Here is a 17,761-nt window from a genome sequence, read left to right on the forward strand (position 1 = left end):
ATCGAAGCCTAGCCGAGCCGGCACGCTGGAAGAACGAAACGAAATGCAATCCTCGACCTGTTCTGAGAAGCGTTTTTCGTCAGCCCCGCGCGGCTTGCAAAGAACAGCTTCCGGCCGGATTGCCGGACATGCCGTCACAATGCCAAGCTCCCCGAAACGGTCAGGGAACAGGACCGGCGGGAATCAAGGAAACGCTCTCCATGAAGATCGGCTTCGGCCTCTATCGGCACATGCTCGACGACGCGCATTTCGCCTTCGCGCGGCAATGCGGCGCGACGCATGTCGTCGTTCATATGTGCGACTATTTCCGCAACAATGACCGCTTCTCGAAGACAGACCAGCCGGTAGGCGACACATCGGGATGGGGCTTTGCCGATGGGCGGGTGTGGAGCGTCGATGAACTGGTCGACATCCGCGAGCGGATGGCCAGGCACGGCCTGACCTTCTTCGCGGTGGAGAATTTCGACCCGCTGCACTGGTGCGACATTCTCTTCGACGGTCCGCGCAAGGAGGAGCAATACGCCACGGTCGCGGAGGTGATCGGCAATCTCGGCGCTGCCGGCATAAAGGTGCTCGGCTATAATTTCAGCCTGGCCGGTGTCGCCGGACGCATCATCGAGAACAAGGCGCGCGGCGGCGCGCAGACCGTCGGCCTCGACGGGCGGAACGAGCAGACGGAAAGTCCGCTGCCCACCTCCATGGCCTGGAACATGGTCGTCGACGAGCACGCGACCGGCATCCGCCCGCCGGTCACGAGCGAACAGCTCTGGCAGCGCCTTGGCGAGTTCCTGACACGGATCGTGCCGATCGCCGAGGCGGCCGGCGTCACTCTCGCCGCCCATCCCGACGATCCACCGCTCGACATGGTTCGCGGCCAACCGCGCCTGGTGAACCAGCCCGCGCTCTATCAGAGGCTCCTCGACATTGTGCCGCGGCCAGCCAATGCGCTGGAATTCTGCTTGGGGACCGTCGCCGAGATGAGCGAGGGCGATGTCTATGAGGCCGTCGACACCTATTCGCAGCAGGGGCGCATCGCCTATCTGCATTTCCGCAATGTGCGGGGGCGCGTGCCGCATTATCACGAGACCTTCATCGATGAGGGCGACATCGACATGGCCCGCGTCGTCGCTATCCTGCGCCGCAATGGCTATGAGGGCGTGCTCATTCCCGACCACAGCCCGCAGATGAGTTGCCCGGCGCCCTGGCATGCGGGCATGGCCTTCGCCATGGGCTACATGCAGGCGCTGATCGGCGGACGTTGAGAGGGAGCTGAAGATGACGGCAGCGACGATGCGAAGCTTCACGACGCCCCGCGACGGGCAACTGGGTCTCGCTACGGCCACCAGCCCGTCGGGCCTTTACATCTCGCGGCTGCCGAATGGCTCGATCTTCGAGATTGGCCATAGGGGTGCGGACGGCGCCGTTATGATTAACCAGGTGCTCGGCTCGCCGGTTCATGGCGGGATCGGGAGGCTGCTGCTGCGCACCGGCGGGTCCTCGCCACTCGTCGCCGAGATCGTCGGCCCGGCGGCCCGCTGCCGCATCGGCGCGGCCGAAAACGGCTTCGTCTTCGAGGGCGAGACCGAGGGCATCCGCCACCGCGCCGAACTGGTACTCGATCCCGAGCAGGCCGCCTTTTTCTGGCGCGTCGAGATCGAGAATGGCGGCGACAGCGCCCTCCCCTTCGATCTCGTCCTCATCCAGGATCTCGGCCTTGGCGGGCGCGGCTTCCTGATGGGCAGCGAGGCCTATGCCTCGCAATATATCGACCACGCGCCGATGCAGCATCCGCGCTTCGGCGCGATCGTGATGAGCCGACAGAACCTGAAGCAGGGCAGCCGCAATCCCTGGATCGCGATCGGCTGCCTCGATGGCGGCGTCGGCTATGCCACGGATGCGATGCAGCTCTTCGGGCCGCTTTATCGAAGCGCAGGCGTGGTTGACCTTCCCTTCGGCACGGTGCTTCCGGGCGAGCGGCTGCAGCATGAGGTGGCGGCGCCGGCGATCCTGTCGGCGGCGCGGGAATTGAAGCCCGGCGAGCGCGCCACGATTTCCTTCTTCGCTCTTTTCCTGCCGGACCACCCGGAAGCGTCCGGCGAGGGAGACCTCGCGCAGCTTGATCCGCTCGGCGAGCGTGCCGCCACCTTGCCCCGCCTCGTCGTCGCGACCGCACCCGCAGGTCGCAGCCTCGTCCAGGATACGCCGCTGCTCCGAGCCTTGCCCATGGCGGATGCGGACATCACGGCGCGTTACCCGGAACGTCTGGAGGAAGAGACAGCCACAGGCGCATTGCTGTCGTTCTTCGTGCGGGACGGTGCACAGAACCGCCATATCGTACTCGCGGCGAAGGACAATCTCGTCGCGAGGCGGCATGGAGCGATCCTGCGCAGCGGCCAGGGCATGACGCTGGACGAGCGGACGCTCGCCTCGACCGCCTGGATGCATGGCGTGTTCTCGGCGCAGCTCACCATCGGCAACACCTCGTTCCACAAGCTCTTCTCGGTCTCGCGCGATCCTTACGGCATCACGCGCGGCAGCGGTTTGCACATCCTCGTCGACACGGGCGAGGGCTGGCGCCTGCTCGCCATGCCGTCGCTGTTCGAGATCGGCCTTTCCGACTGCCGCTGGCTTTACCGCCTCACGGACCGCACGATCGAGGTGCAGGCGATCGCATCCGGCGAGGGCGCGGCGATGCAATGGTCGGTCACCGTCGATGGGCCGGCCTGCCGATTCCTCGTCTTCGGCCATCTCGTGATGGGCGAGCGCGAATATGAACAGAGCGGCACGGTCGAGATCGACGAAGCACGCCTTCGCGCCTCGTTCCGGCCGGGTTCCGACTGGCTCTGGGGCCAACGCTATCCGCAAGCGACGATGCATCTCGTCACGTCGACGCCGGAGGCCGTCGAGGCGATCGGCGGCGCCGAGTTGCTGGCCCTGGGCGATTCAGCGGACGCCGGCGGCCATGTCGTGCTCCGCTCGAAGCCGACCCACCGCCTCGTCTTCGCCGTGACCGGGTCGATGACCGACGCCGCCGAGGCCGAGCGGCTCGCGGATGCCTATGCCGGCGGTCGATCCGACGAGGACCTGCTGGCGCCGGCGCGGCTCTATTGGAGCCATGTGACGCGCGACGCCAACCTTCCCGGCAAGGATGCCGAGACGGCCGCGCATAATCTGTTCCTGCCCTGGCTGGCGCATGACGCCATGGTGCACCTGACGGTTCCGCACGGGCTGGAGCAATATACAGGAGCCGCCTGGGGCACGCGCGACGTCTGCCAGGGACCGCTCGAGTTCCTGTTGGCGCTCGGCCATGACGCGACCGTCCGCGAGATATTGCTGACGCTGTTCGCCGAGCAGGACCCTTCGACCGGCGACTGGCCGCAATGGTTCATGCTGCCGCCCTATTCCAGCATTCGCGCCGGGGATGCGCATGGCGACATCCTGATCTGGCCGCTCAAGGCGCTTGCCGACTATATCGAGGAAACCGGAGATCTCTCCGTCCTGGAGGCGAAGGTCACTTGGCGGCATGGCGGCGAGGTGAAAGGGCCGGCCGAGACGATCCGCGCCCATGTCGAAACGCTGCTTGCCGCCGCCAAGGCCCGCTTCATTCCCGGCACGCATCTGATCCGCTATGGCGAGGGCGACTGGAACGACAGCTTGCAGCCACATGATCCGCATTTGCGCGACTGGATGGTATCGAGCTGGACCGCGGGGCTGCTGCATGAGCAGGTCGCGCGCTATGGCGCGATCCTGAGCCGAGCCGGGGAGACCGAGCACGGGCAGGACCTCGCCGACCTCGCCAGCGCGATCCGGCACGATTTCCGCCAGCATCTCGTCGCGGACGGTGTCGTCGCCGGCTATGGCTTGTTCGATCCGGCAGGGGGAACCACCCAATACCTGCTGCACCCCAGCGACACGCGAACGGGCCTTTCCTATTCGCTGATCGCGATGACGCAGGCGATCCTCGGCGGGCTGCTCGACGAGGCCGAGGCGCGCCATCATCTGGCGCTCATCGAAAAGCACCTCGCCTTCCCCGATGGCGTCCGCCTGATGGACAGGCCCGTCACCTATCGCGGCGGCCCGGAAACCCTGTTCCGCCGCGCCGAATCCTCGTCCTTCTTCGGCCGCGAGATCGGCCTCATGTATGTCCATGCGCATCTGCGCCATTGCGAGGTGCTGGCAAAGCTCGGCGAGCGGGCGAAGCTTTCGGCCGAGATCGCGCGCGTCAATCCGGTCAGCGTGACCCGCCACGTCGCCTCGGCGTCGCTTCGCCAGCGCAACAGCTATTTCTCGTCAAGCGACGCTGCCTTCCCAGATCGCTACGCGGCAAGCCGCGACTGGCCTCGCGCGGTTGAGGGCACGATCGCCTTCGATGGTGGCTGGCGCATCTATTCGAGCGGCCCCGGCATCTTCACGCGCCTCCTGTTGCGGGAACTCGCGGGACGGCGGCGCTGGTATGGGAAGGAGACCGGCCATGCCTGACGCGAGCGAGGGCGGCACCGAGGCCGGGCCGCGCCGCCTTGCCGGCAGTTGCCTTTGCGGCACCGTCCGCTACGAAGTGCCGGACGCATTCCTCTACGCGCTCAATTGTCATTGCGGGAAATGCCGGCGGACCACTGGCGCGGCCTTCAAGCCGATCGCCGCTATCGAGGCCGGGCGATTGCGCGTTACGGCCGGAGCGGACGACCTCCTCCTTCATGGTTCGGCGGATGCTCACGATGCGCATTGCCGCCGCTGCGGCTCGTTCCTCTATTCGCTGGTGCGCGATGCCGCCTTCATCCATGTCGGCATGGGCACGCTCCTCGACACACCGTCGATCCGCCCTTCAGTCCATATCTTCGTCGGCTCCAAGGCGCCCTGGTACACCATCAACGACGACCTCCCGCAATATGAGGGGCATGTCGTCAAGGCGGGCGACTGAGCTTGCCCAGGGTCAAAAAGCCGAGACTCTTCCGTGGGTTGTCGAAGCCCATAGTCCAGGGGCTTGACGTATTCCCGGCTTCGCCGCATCATCGGCTCGTCGAGACTTCAGTATTACGTCAGTAGACGTTCCGTATAATTGATGTCAATCCAGGCTGAGAGCGCTGGATAATTCAATTTCTACGATTGGTTGTCGTCAAAATCGATTTAATTCGACAACCCAACAATAGAACCTGACCCTTTTGAACGCTTGGCCGAGGCTTTGTATCGGCTCGCTTGAAAAGACGCAGCGATGAATCGTGTCGGCGCGGGTCTTGGGCGCGCTGGACGGGCATGTCCCGTCGCGACCGGTCGCCGCCGCATGCTCGCCTGCCCGGCCCGGTGGCCGGACGGGGTACGCGCACTTATGTCCGCGCCAGCGCCCGACCTCCAGGGGGAGATTTCTCATGTCGAATTTCAAGCTCAGCCTGCCGACCGACATACCGTGGGAACGCATCTGCGTCACGGAGGACATGATCGATCCGCGCATTTGCGACGAGCGGTTTCCCGCCAAATGGCAGACGTCGATGGCGGTGTTCAAATATCTCCCCGAGGAAGAAAACCAGATCTATCCCAAGTACCGGATTACCTATCTGAAGGTGACCGCGACGCTCACCGGCTATCAGCCGCTCGACCAGGAGGTCCAGGGCACGATCGACTGGAACGGCGTCAACGTGACGACGATCCCCGGCCTCACCGAGCTGCTCAATTCCTACAATCCCTGCCATGGCGCGATCCTGCAGGTACTGGTCGGGCCAAAGGAGGGCGAGGGCAAGCTGCCGCGCGGCGACTATCCCTTCTTCATCGATTTCGAGCCGAAGAAGCGCGAACTCTACGAGCTTGCCACCGATACGAAGGAAAAGCAGTCGCGCTCGATCGAATCGCTCAACGTCACCAAATCGAGCGGATCGACGCAGTCGATGGAGATCCTGGACGTCGACATGGGCGGCGGCGGCGTCAGCGCGCAAGGCTCCTATGCCGGCACGGGCGGCGGCTTCAGCTATACGGCCCCGAACGGGCAATGGGGAACGAAGCAACTCAACGCGCAGGAAGGGATGTCCTCGCGCTCCTCCGATGTCGGCACGGAGAAGCGCGAGACCTTCTCGTTCTCGACCCAGATTTCGCAGATGTATCATCTGCTCGACAGCTATCATCTCGGCACCAACCGGGCCGTGTTCTTCGTGCAGCCGAGGCCGCACGTCCTAGAAGAACCCTCGGGCTTCGTGCGCGGTCCCCGCCCGGTGGAGGGCATCCAGGAATTCTTCCTCGTCGTCGCGCAACTGAAGGAGCAGAAAGATTTCTGCGTCGCGCTCCGGCTTGACACCAGCCATCTGACCACGACGCCGATCATGGACTATGACCGCAAGTCGGAATCGACCTCGATCGCCTCGGCCAATGCGCCGGTCGCAACCGATCATGACATTCCGGCCGAACGCATTGTCGGCGCCCGCGCCTGCTTCATCGAATGCTGGGACGTGCATTACCAGTGCTACCGCACGGAGAAGCAGGACACCGTCACCTATGATGCGCCGGCCGGCTACCGGATCGATTCCTACAATGACCTGATCAACGAGGCGACGCATGGCTCGACCAGCGTCGTCGTCACGCCGAACGGCCACACCCTGAACATCAACGCCCAAGCAGTCGGCCATATCTGCTACGAGGGCAGCGAGGTCTGCGTCGATTGCCCCGACACGATCCAGTCCTGGGCCGGCCATGCGCGGCGCCAGGTTCAGGTCAACCTCATCTCGACCACGCCGACCAAGCAGATCGGCGAGGAGCAGGTGCTGATGATCACGACGCGCGGCCTTTGTTGCTGCGCCTCGGACCGAGGACAGCGCCATCTCAACGAGATGGTCGTCGCGATCCGTCCGATCCCCGCGCATCTCGCTGTTTCGCGCGCCGCGGCCAATTATGCGACACGCTATGCCAGTGCCAATGCCGGCGCGGCGCCGATGCAGGCCATGGCCGCGCATACGCACGCGGTCGATGGCGAGCCTTGCGTCGAATGTGCCGAGAAGGCCCGCGCGGCCATTGCGGCAGCGGCTCCGGCGGCAGCCTCGATGCCACTCGGACGCGTCTCGGAATCGCGCTACACGCTGCAGCAGGTCAACGAACTCTCGAATTATATGCGGACCGAGACGCTCAAGAGCCTCAACGATCCGACGCTCGTGCCGCAGCGCTTCATCGACACGAATTTCTTCGCCAAACAGCTCGAATACAAGGTGCTCCAGAGCCGGCTCGGCCGGGAACTGGTCCGCAGCCAGGGCGCCTCGAAACTGCCGAAGGAGGTGGTGTCGCGCGTTGCCGGCTATCTCAAGAAGGACGCGAAGGCGGTGTCGCTCGAAGACGTGCTCACCTTCCGCAGCGCCGACCTCGCCCGCATCACCGGCCTCGACGAGGCGGAGGCGCAGCGCATGAAGCTCGCCGCGCTCGGCGTCGCCTTCAAGGGCGGCTCGGGCAAGAAGGACGACGGCGCATCAACGGCCAAGCGCAAATAGGGACAGCGTCATGGCAAGCCCCTCCACGGTGCGACGCACCGACCCGTTGCCACGACGACAGCCGGGTTTCGCCTTCAGCCTCTATCACGGACCGGATCGCAATCCGGTTCCGCCGGCCGGTGGCGAGACCCCGACAGGGTCCGGCGGACCGTTCCACGGTATCGCCAGCCGCGGCCTCCTGAGCGAGATCGCCGAGCCGGAGGACTGGTCGCGCTTGGCCCATCGGCTTCATGACGGATCGCCCAGCGACGAGCCGGCGCTTCTCGACCTGCGCGCGGCGGCGCTGCGGCTGCACGTCCTCTCGTTCCGCCAATCGGCGCGCGCGGCGGAGCGCTATCTCGAAGCGCGACTTCCGCCGAAGGGCCCGCGCCTCTGCGAACTCTGGAACATCAAGGAAGGCCACACCTCCAGCGTCTGGCACGTGGTCGCCCGCGATGAGGACGGCTTCGAGGAGTTCATCGTCAATGTCGCGCGCGACGACGAGGCGGGCCGGGAACTGGCCCGCACGGCGCAGACGATGATGGCCATCGGCAAGCGCCACGCCGATCTCGCCATGGCTCGCGTCGAGGACATCGCCGAGATCGAGATCGACTATGGCAGCAAGCCCCTGATGGTCACGGTGACGCGCAACGAACTGGTTCGCGATGGTCTCGAAATCCATCTCGGCCGCCATCGCCAGACCGGCGAGCCAACCTTGGTCGTCGTCGAGCGGTTCCTGACAAAGCCAGATAATCCGGCGGAAATCGCGCGTCTCGTCGGCCGGGTGATGACCAATGCGGAATGCCTGCGGCTGGAGGAAGACCTCGCGGCCTTCATCGACGCCGCTTCGGAAATTGCCGAGGTCGCCGTCGACATCAACGAAGGCGATCTGGTCTGGGCTGGGAATCGTGCCGTGGTGGTTGCGATCCGCTAGGACGCGAAGGAGACGGCCATGCCCAATTTCACGGTCGGCGTCCCAGCGAGTGCCAAGAAATTCGACTATGGCGGAACGACCTACAAGGGTGGCGACAAGTTTCAGACCGACAATCCCTGCGAGGCCCTCGCCTTCGCCGATGCGTTCAAGTCGCAGAACCCCGATACGGGCCGGGCCGACAAGTCGCCGAACTTCTGGAAGAATATGCAGGACACCTGCACGGCTTCCGGCGGCGCGGGCGGGCCGGGCACGAATGCCCAGCCGACCGGCACACCGCCGACGCCGCCCAGCGACACCAAGCCGGATCCGAATGCCGGCGATTCCGCCGCCAATCAGGGCGCTCCCGCCCCCAAAGAGGCCGGGACGGATGGCGCGGAGACGCCCGATACACCGCCCGACGCGCCGCCCGGTCCCGGCGACGAGCCGACGCGTCCGCCGACGGGCGAACCGGAAAAGCAGGTCTCCTCCGACAAACCGAAGACCAAGACCGACGCCGGCGATCCGGTCGATCTCTTCAACGGCGCGTTCTTTCTCGACGACACCGATCTCGAAATCCCCAACACGATCCTGCCGCTCGCGGTCAAGCGCAGCTATCGCAGCGGTATCGCCGTGTTCGGCCCGTTCGGCTGGAACTTCGACCACAATTACAATCTCTACCTGCGCGAACTTTCCGATGGGACGATCGCGCTCTGGCGCAATCTGCACGAGGACATCTTCAAGCCGACCGGCGCCGGTTTCGAGCCGCCGCGCGGCGTATTCGAGAAGCTGCAGCCGGTCGTCGGCCAGGCGCAGACCTATGAGGTGCTCGGCGAGGGCGGCACGACGATGCGCTTCCAGCGCCCCGGCGGCTGGACCGAAATCGAGCGGATCCCAATCGTCTGGCTGTCGGACCGCCACGGCAATGCGCTGCGCTTCACCTATGACAGCGAGAACCGCCTCGCCGAGGTGCGCGACGACGATGATCGCTTCCTGCATTTCGACTATGACGATTGCGGGCTGCTGGTCGCGATCAGCGATCCGGCCGGGCGGCGCTGGACCTATGAGCATGACGAACAGACGATGCAGCTCACCCGCGTCGTCTCGCCGCCGACCAGCGACCATCCAGACGGGGTCGACCGGATCTACGTTTATGCCGATCCTTTCGAGCATCCGCTGATCCGCCACAACATCGTTCGCGTCGCGGATTCGGACGGCAATGTCTATCTCGAAAACGCCTATGAGGACGACCCGGCTTCCTTCGGCTTCGCCAAGTTAACGGAACAGCTCTATGGCGATTATCTGTTCCAGTTCTGCTACACGCAGCTGCAATACGACCAGGACGATCCGCTTTTCATCAATATCGGCGCCGTGCAGGTCGAGGTGATGAATCCCGATTTCGGGGTCGAGACCTACACCTTCAACTATCGCGGTGACTTGCTCGACCGGCGCTTCCGTCTCGTCAAGGACCTGTCGTTCCGCGTCGTCGCTATCGGTTACGGCTATGACAGCCAAGGCAATCTCGTCTCGACGACGCTTCCCGATGGCAGCGCCGAACTCGCCATCTTCGACGATGGGAATGTCGATCCGCGCATGCGTGGCAAGCTTCTGCGCCGTGAACTCACCGCCGCCGCCGGCTTCCCGGCGCCGAGCCGGATCGTCTGGCGCGGCGGCTACGAGCCGAAATACCAGCTTCTGGTGGAGGAGAAGAACGAGGCCGGCTCGCTGGTCCGCTACGACTATGATTTCGACCTCAACCCCGGCGCGCTCACCAATACCGGCAAGCTGAAGCGCATCCGCCATCCCGATGCGACGTTGCCGGACGGCACGGTGCAGAATTCGGCGACGCTTTTCGAGCATAATGCCAAGGGCCAGACCCTTGCGACGATCCTTCCCGACGGCGCGCGCAACGAGAGCGTCTATGGCAATGCCGGTGCGGAAGCGAGCCGCCTCATCGGCCAGGTCTTCGATGTCGGCGGCCTCGGCATCGTCAACGAGACCGGCTACGACGCCTTCGGTTTCGATGTCGCCAACAAGGACGGCAACGGCAACTCGACCAACAAGAACGTCAACGCACTCGGCCAGACCGAGATCGTCTCGCCTCCGCCAGTCAATGGCGACGATCCGCGCGTCTTCCTGCATTTCGACGCCGACCGGAAACTCAGCGCGATCGAGCGGCCGCGCGGCGACTATGCGGAGCCCGGCCTCGGCCCCCGCATCGTCGACCGCTTCGAGCGCGACGTGCTCGGCTTTCCGCTGAAGATCGTGATGGCCGCCAATACCGCCGCGCCGCGGGTCGTCACGTCCTGCTACGATTTTCGCGGCTTTGCAGCGCGCACCGTCGATCCGGCCGGAACGGTGATCCGCCGCGTCTTCGACGAGCGCGGGGCGCTGATCAAGGAAACCCGTTCCGGCGGCGACGGCACCAGCCTTACGGCCCGCAATGTTCATGACCGCAGCGGCCGAGTCACGCAGGAGATCGCCTCGGATGGGCTCGCTACCCACTACGACCATGACGGCTTCGCGCGGCTTCAGAAGACGACGCGGCCGGACGGCACCGAAATAAGGCAGGCCTGGCGCAGCGGCGACCTCGTCGAACGTGTCGAGACTATTGGCGACGACGGGTCGGGAACCGTACGGACGCTGGCGAAGACGACCTATCGCTATGACGAGAAATACCGGCTGGTCGAAGAGACGACCGCCTCCTTCGTCGACGACCCGACAATGGCGGTCGACGTCGTCACGCGCTATTTCCACGACCCGAACGACCGCCTCGTCCGTATTGTCGGTCCGCGTGGCGGCGAGACGCTGTTCGCCTATGACGGGCTCGGCCGGCTCACGCGCCAGACCGACCCGATGGGCAATGAGGAGCGCTACGACTATGACGGCAACGCCAATGTGATCCGGACCGAGAGCCGGCATGTCGAGCCCGACGGCACGATCTCGTCTATCGTCAAGCGCTACAGCTTCGACGCCCGCAATCGCCGCAGCGCCGCCATCGATCCGGACGGCTCGGCGATGCAGTTCGGCTATGACGCCGCCGACCGGATGGTGCGGCAGGAAGACGCGTTGGGCCGGGTGAAAACCATCGCCTATGACGCCTTCGGCCAGCGAACCGAGGAAATCTACGATGCGGCCGGGCTCGCCGTCGCCCATCGCTGGCAGCTCGATCCGCTATCGCGGCCGATCCGCTATACCGACCCGACCGGCGAGATCTCGACCTATGCCTATGACGGCGTCGGCCGGATGATCGCCACCGCCTATCCGAACGGCGTCACGTCGACGCGCAGCTATGGCGCGGACGGCCGGATCGCGCAGGAGGCGCTCGGCAGCGGCGTCGCCTTCGACTATTCCTATGACGCGGGCGGAAGGCTGGCCGCGATCACCAATGCGGCAGTACCGGCTGGCGTCGACGCCGTTCCCGCCCATGAGTTCCGCTATGACGGCCTTGGCCGTGTGGTGCGCGCCGATCTTGGCGCGGAGACGGTGAAACGCGCCTACGACAGCCGCAGCCGCCTGGTCGCCGAAACGAGCGGCGGCGCCACAATGACCCGCAGCTTCGACGAGGCGAGCGGCGAGGTACTGCGCATCTGGCCGGACGGGCGCACGGAGCGGCACAGCCATGATCTGAACGGCACGGTCACGAAGATCGAGCAGACAGCCGCTGGCGCGCTCGGCTCCGGCGTTACGCCGCTCGCCCTGCTAAAGCCTTCCGGCGGCGCGCATTTCGGTAGTGCGGACCTTCCCGGCTCCCTTGCTATCCAGGCGCGCTATGACGAGCGCAAACGCCTCGTCGACCTGGCCGCGACAAGCCCGGCCGGCGCCGACCAGCGGATCCGCTATCGCTACGACAAGGCTAATCGCCGCCGGATCGAGGCGCTGCTGGGGCAGACTTCGGCGCTGTCCTATTTCGAGTTCGACCCGAAATACCGCCTCGCGAGTGCGAAGAAGGGCTTCGTCCTGCCGCTGCCCGACGCATCGCTGCAGACCGACCAGGACGCGGCGATCACCGCGGCTTCCGGCGCAGCGGCCGGCGCTCCGGAGGCGGAAGGCTTCAGCTATGATCGGAGCGACGCGCGGCTGACGGCGACGCATACCGGCGAGGCGAACCGCGCCTATACCTATCTGCCGGGCCACCGGATCCTGAGCGACGGGCTCTCCGCCTTCACCCATTCGGCCGAAGGCGTTCAATCCAGCGACGGTACCCTCACCTATCGCGCCGATGCGCTCGGCCGCATCACCACGGTCAAATCCGGCGCCAGCACAGTCCTGAGCCTCACCTATGACAGCCTCGGCCGGCCGGCCGTGATCGGCGAACAGGGGCGGCCGGCGCGGCGGCTGCATTATTTCGGCGATAGCGCCGATCAGGAGAGCGAAGCCGGCATTGCGATCCGGCAAAAGACCGTTCATGCGACGACCGGTCTGCCGCTGGCCTATCACCGCCCCGGCGCGACCCATTTCACGCTGTTCGACGGGCGGCACAATCTCGTGGCGCTCGCCGACGATCAGGGCTCGCTCATCGAGACCTATCGCTACCGCCCCTTCGGCTTGCCCACGATCTTTGATCCCGGCGGCGCCGTCCGCCCGGTTTCGATCTTCGGCGCCGAGCCGATTTTTGGCGGCCAGCGCCATCTCGCCGCAACAGGGCTCTATCTCTCGAAGCGGCGGCTGATGAATCCTGTGCACGGGCTGTTCCTTTCGCCGGACCCGCAGGGCTACGCCAACTCGTCGTCGCTCTATGTCTATGCGGCGCAGAACCCGATCGATCTGATCGATCCGGACGGCGAATTCGCCTTCCTCGCCATTCTCGCCGTCATGGCGGTGGGCGCGCTGATTGCCGGCGGCATCAATGCGGTGCGGCAGGGCATCCAGATGTCGGAGGACCCGAGGAAGCGCGCCGAGGGCTTCTCCTGGAGCGAACTCGGCATCTCCATGGGCCTCGGCGCGGTCATCGCCCCGGCGCTGGTCTTCGCGCCCGAACTCGCCGTGCCGCTCGCCGCCTACGGCGTCGCCGGTGGCATCGAGCAATATAGCGAGGGGAACTACGCGACCGGCACCTTCGATATCGTCACCTCGCTGCTGCCTTTCGCCTCGAAGAACGTTCGCGGCGCCACCTTCGGCAAGGGGACCTATTACGGCCAGGCGCGTGGCCTCGGGCCGGCTGACAGCTTCTCGACCCGCGGCGGCCGCTTCACGGTCATCGGCGACAACCTCGACAATTTCTGGCCCTCCCCGACCGGCAAGGAAATCGGCGTCGGCTTCGCCAAGTCGATCGGCGGCCCCGACGGGCATGTCGCGATCATCCTGGAGAAGGACGGCGGCGGCTTCTGGTTCACCGAGAAGAACGGCATGCGAGGCACGGTCGACACGCCGACTGGACCGAAGAAGGCCCTGTTCGCCGATTTCAACGAGGCCGAGGGTAAGCCGCCCTATTACATGCCCGGACGGCCCTTCGAATATAATACGATGCGCATCCCCCGAGCTTCCGTCGACCAGGCGATGAGTTACGCCAAGGGCCGCATGCCGGGCACAGGGACGGAGCCTTTCGATTTCGGCTGCGCCAATTGCTCGCACTATGCCGGCGACGTGCTGGCACAGGGTGGCTTCAAGGGCATGGGCAACGGCAAGGCGCTGGGGCTCTGGAACGACTTCACCAATTTCAGCAAGTCGACCAGCATGAGCTATGCGGCGCCCTGGTTTGCCAAGCTGCCCTTCTGGATGCAGACGCCGCAGCCCGCCTCGGCCGGGGGCAAGAAATAGGGACGGTGGAAGGCGCGCCGCCGCGCCTTAACGTTACCGGCCGAAATCTCGCACCGTGGCGCGTTTCAGCGGCGGCGCGGCGTCCGTCACGCTGGACTTCGGCGTTTACGATCCATTATCCTCAATCAGGTCTTAACAACAAAAACACGCCACGGATCTGATGTTCCCTGTCTTCGTCTACACCGCCGTCGCCGCCGCCGCCGTTGTTGCCGCCCAGGCGTTCCAACCCAGCGACGCTCTCCGCGACGAGCACCATCGCAAGCTTTACTGGACGGGCGCAGCCGCCTCGATCGGCCTGATCAGCATCTTCGGGGCCGTGCTGGTCGCCTGACACCCGTCCTCAATTCCGCGTGATCGCGTAACCGCCCGCCGGTTTCCTTCGTATCGATGTCATCGATGACGATGGAGAACACTCACATGCTGTCACGCCGCGCGCTCATGGGGTCCGTAGCCCTTGTCGCCTTTGGGATCGCGATCCCGCCCGCCTCGGCGTTTGAGTTCGTCGCCTATGACGCCGCCGCCGTCGACAAGGCGATCCGCTCCGGCAAGCCGGTGGTGGTGCATGTCTATGCGCCCTGGTGCCTGCAATGCCATGCGCAGGCGTCGATCCTCTCCCGCCTCGCCAGCGATCCGCGCTATGACGGCATCAAGTTCTTCAAGGTCGACTATGACAAGCAGAAGGACATCGTGAAGGCCCTCGGCGTCCCGCGCTCGACCCTGATCGCCTGGAAGGGCGGCAAGCAGGTCGCGAAGATGTCGTGGGGGACGTCGGAGGCCTCGGTTCTCGAGGTCCTCTCGGCGGTCTCCTAAGTCCATGGCGGCCATTGCGCTCGCCTTCCTGGCCGGCCTCCTGACCATCACCAATCCCTGCGTCTTGCCGCTGGCACCGATCGTGATCGCCGGGGCGCGGGCGCGCGATCCGCTTGGCCCCGTGGCCCTCGCGCTTGGGCTCGCCGTCACCTTCGGTATCATCGGCGGTATTCTAGCCGCGCTCGGCACGGAGCTCGGCGATACCGGTCCGGGGCGGATCGTCATCGCGATCCTGCTGATCGGCTTCGGCATTGTGTCGATCGTGCCGGCACTGGCCCATCGGGCAGAGATGATGATGGCGCCGCTCGGTGCCTTGGCTGACGGAGTTGCGGGCCGGCTACCGATCTCGGGCCTTGCTGCGCAGGCGCTTCTCGGGGCGCTGCTGGCGCTGGCCTGGGCTCCCTGCGTCGGGCCGACTCTCGGCGCCGCTCTGGCCTTGGCGGCTGGCGGTGGCTCGCTGGCCGCCGCGATGATCACCATGATGGTGTTCGCGCTCGGTGCCGCGGCCTCGCTTCTCATCGCCGGCTTCCTGTTCGGCCTGCTTGCGCGCCGGGGCAAGCTGGTCGCGGGGCGATCGGCGGCGATCGGGCGGACGCTACTCGGCCTCGCCTTTATTCTCGTCGGCCTCGGCATGCTGACCGGATATGACCGCGTGGTCGAAGGGGCGCTGGTGGAGGCCATGCCGGACTGGCTGGTCACCTTCGGCACGCAGCTTTGAGCCCGCCCCTCGCGGCGATCCATCCACCCCGCTAAACTCCGGGCGAATGCTGTCGAGGAGGCAAAGATGCGAATCAACTGGGTTGCGTCGGCGGTCGGCATAGCCGTCGCCCTGGCTTCTGTGGCGCCGGCAATGGCCGATGCCACCGCGCGCTATCGCTGTGCCGACGGCACGGCCTTTACCGCGACCTTCACGCCGCCGGCCGCCGCCAAAGGTTCGGTGACACTCGCCTATAAGACCGGCCGGAAGCTCGTGCTGCCACAGGCGCTTTCCGCCGATGGCGGGCGCTACGTGAAGGACGACACGGAATTCTGGATCAAGGGCAATGGCGGAACGCTGACCATCGCCGGCAAGGCGACGACCTGCAAGGCGAAGACATGACAAGCAAAGCCGGCCTGCTGTTCTCACTCGCCATTCTCGCGGCGGGCGCCCTGCCTGCTCCGGCCCTGGCCGCGAGTTTTCCCTGCGCCAAGGCTGCCAAGCCGGATGAAGTGGCGATCTGCGGCAACCTTGCTCTGAACGATGCCGATGTGGAGATGGCGACGCTCTATCAGACGCTGCTACCGCTGCTCGCCATGGGCGGCGCCGGAGCAACGCGCGATGACCAGAAGGCTTGGCTGTCGCGGCGGCAGGCCTGCGGCGCCGATGTCAGCTGCCTTTCGGCCGCCTATGCAGACCGGATTGCGGCGCTGAAGGCGGCGTTCGCGCGGATCGCCTCCGGCGGTCCCTACTGAGCCAGAGGCGGCGGCATCGCCGCCGGCTGTGAGGCCTCGGCCATGGCGGCGGGCGCCGCGGTGGCGTGAGCCGCCGCGACCGAAGCCGTCGGGGTCGGGTCGATGAACTCGACATCGACCCCCGGCTTCACCAGACGGGCCAACTCCTTCGCGTCCCAATTGGTCAGGCGCAGGCAGCCATGGCTGTTGGTCTTGTCGATCTTGCTCGGCTCCGGCGAGCCGTGGATGCCATAGGTCGGCTTGTCCAGGCCGATCCACACCGCGCCGACCGGATTGTTCGGCCCAGGCGCCAGCTTCAGCGACTTGGTGTTGTTGCCCTGCTGGAAATTGACCTTCGGGCGATACCAATAGACCGGATCGACGGCGATCGCCTTCACGGCATGAATACCTGTCGGGGACGGCATGTCGGTGCTGCCGATGGTGGCCGGATAGGCGACGACGACATTCCAGGCCGCGTCATAGCCGATGAGCTGGCGCGCCTGCTGGTCGGCGACAAGGTGGGCGACCTTCGCCGTCGCATTCGGCCCGACATCGGCGACGATGATCACCGAGCCGGGCGTGTTGAAGTCGATATCCGGGTTCAGGCGGCGCAGGAACGCCTCGTCCATGTGGAAGCGCTCGGCCAGTTCCTCGGTCGGCCCGCGATAGGCGAGACGGTCGAGCTTGGCCATCTCGCCATAGTCCTTCGGCATCACCGGCACGAAGGGCCCGTCGACATCGGCCTGTGTGATCACATAGGGCACGAAGACCGGCGTCGCGCCGAAACGACCGAGAATGTCATCGACATCGGGGCCGAGGCGGCCGGTGGAAGGCAGGCCGTACATGTTCTGCAGCGCTGCCACGGCCTTGGAGAGATTGCGGCCGGTGCGGCCGTCAATGACGCCGGGCGAGATGTTGGCGCGGTCGAGCAGGATCTGCAGCCGCGCGATGCGCGGATCGGCCCGGTCGGATTTTTCCCAACTGTGGGGCAGAACCGGCTCGTTGGCCTGCTGCATGAAATCGGCTGGTATGGCCGCCTTTTCGACAGGCTTGGCGGCCGGTGCCGGAGCCGCGGCTTCGACCGGTGCGGTCACAGGCGTCTGCGCGGGCGGCGCAGCCTCGGCGGCGGGAGCGGCGGCCGGTGGCGCCGGTTCGGCCGCCGGTGGCGCCTCGCTGGCCGTGCCATGGGTCAGCGCGGCCGATTCTGCGGCCAGCGGAGCGGGAAGCTGATAGGCGGCGGTGCGCTCGGCATAGAGGCGCGTCCAGGGATCGGCCGAAGCCATGCCAGGAAGCGCGGCCGCTGTCGCGAGAAGAAGAAACGTCCGGGCCGAAATACGCACACGCAACTCCGACGAAGCCACCAAGGATCGCCACCCCAGAACCCAGACTAGGCCGTTGTGGTTAATGAAGGCTT

Annotated in this window: 12 protein-coding genes; 11 read left to right on the top strand and 1 reads right to left on the bottom strand. The window is 65.7% G+C overall.

Features of this window, described 5'->3' with window-relative positions:
- Window positions 1–200: 200 nt before the first annotated feature.
- From OSH05_RS03915 to OSH05_RS03965, 11 genes are all read left to right on the top strand, one after another.
- The gene (locus tag OSH05_RS03915) at window positions 201–1,262 is read left to right on the top strand and encodes a mannonate dehydratase (protein WP_104217483.1); all 1,062 of its coding nucleotides are present in this window, start codon (window positions 201–203) and stop codon (window positions 1,260–1,262) included.
- A gap of 13 nt (window positions 1,263–1,275) precedes the next feature.
- Window positions 1,276–4,479: a GH36-type glycosyl hydrolase domain-containing protein gene (locus tag OSH05_RS03920; protein ID WP_104217482.1), complete on the top strand. Its 3,204-nt coding sequence runs from the start codon at window positions 1,276–1,278 to the stop codon at window positions 4,477–4,479.
- The gene (locus tag OSH05_RS03925; RefSeq protein ID WP_104217481.1) at window positions 4,472–4,918 is read left to right on the top strand and encodes a GFA family protein; all 447 of its coding nucleotides are present in this window, start codon (window positions 4,472–4,474) and stop codon (window positions 4,916–4,918) included. The genes OSH05_RS03920 and OSH05_RS03925 overlap by 8 nt, the downstream gene beginning before the upstream one ends.
- 445 nt (window positions 4,919–5,363) lie before the next feature.
- Window positions 5,364–7,457, top strand: coding sequence for a hypothetical protein (locus OSH05_RS03930; RefSeq protein ID WP_104217480.1), 2,094 nt, complete (start codon window positions 5,364–5,366; stop codon window positions 7,455–7,457).
- 10 nt (window positions 7,458–7,467) lie between these two features.
- Entirely contained in the window at window positions 7,468–8,370 is a 903-nt protein-coding gene (locus OSH05_RS03935) for a hypothetical protein (protein WP_104217479.1), read from the top strand.
- A gap of 18 nt (window positions 8,371–8,388) precedes the next feature.
- Window positions 8,389–14,106: a DUF6531 domain-containing protein gene (locus OSH05_RS03940; protein WP_104217478.1), complete on the top strand. Its 5,718-nt coding sequence runs from the start codon at window positions 8,389–8,391 to the stop codon at window positions 14,104–14,106.
- 160 nt (window positions 14,107–14,266) lie between these two features.
- Window positions 14,267–14,437 (top strand): hypothetical protein, encoded by a 171-nt coding sequence (locus tag OSH05_RS03945; protein WP_165801457.1) that lies wholly within the window; start codon window positions 14,267–14,269, stop codon window positions 14,435–14,437.
- Between the two features lie 86 nt (window positions 14,438–14,523).
- Window positions 14,524–14,916: a thioredoxin family protein gene (locus OSH05_RS03950; RefSeq protein ID WP_165801456.1), complete on the top strand. Its 393-nt coding sequence runs from the start codon at window positions 14,524–14,526 to the stop codon at window positions 14,914–14,916.
- A gap of 4 nt (window positions 14,917–14,920) precedes the next feature.
- Window positions 14,921–15,634: a cytochrome c biogenesis CcdA family protein gene (locus OSH05_RS03955; protein ID WP_104217476.1), complete on the top strand. Its 714-nt coding sequence runs from the start codon at window positions 14,921–14,923 to the stop codon at window positions 15,632–15,634.
- Between the two features lie 66 nt (window positions 15,635–15,700).
- On the top strand, window positions 15,701–16,015 hold the full coding sequence (locus tag OSH05_RS03960; RefSeq protein ID WP_104217475.1) for an MliC family protein: 315 nt from the start codon (window positions 15,701–15,703) through the stop codon (window positions 16,013–16,015).
- Window positions 16,012–16,368 carry a lysozyme inhibitor LprI family protein gene (locus tag OSH05_RS03965; protein WP_104217474.1) on the top strand — a complete coding sequence of 119 codons (357 nt, stop codon included), beginning with the start codon at window positions 16,012–16,014 and terminating at the stop codon, window positions 16,366–16,368. Before OSH05_RS03960 ends, OSH05_RS03965 begins: the two co-directional genes overlap by 4 nt.
- On the opposite strand, the gene OSH05_RS03970 is transcribed toward OSH05_RS03965, so the two are convergent.
- The gene (locus OSH05_RS03970) at window positions 16,362–17,687 is read right to left on the bottom strand and encodes a L,D-transpeptidase family protein (RefSeq protein WP_104217473.1); all 1,326 of its coding nucleotides are present in this window, start codon (window positions 17,685–17,687) and stop codon (window positions 16,362–16,364) included. The genes OSH05_RS03965 and OSH05_RS03970 overlap by 7 nt on opposite strands.
- Window positions 17,688–17,761: the final 74 nt, after the last annotated feature.

The organism is Kaistia algarum, assembly GCF_026343945.1.
GTDB lineage: Bacteria > Pseudomonadota > Alphaproteobacteria > Rhizobiales > Kaistiaceae > Kaistia > Kaistia algarum.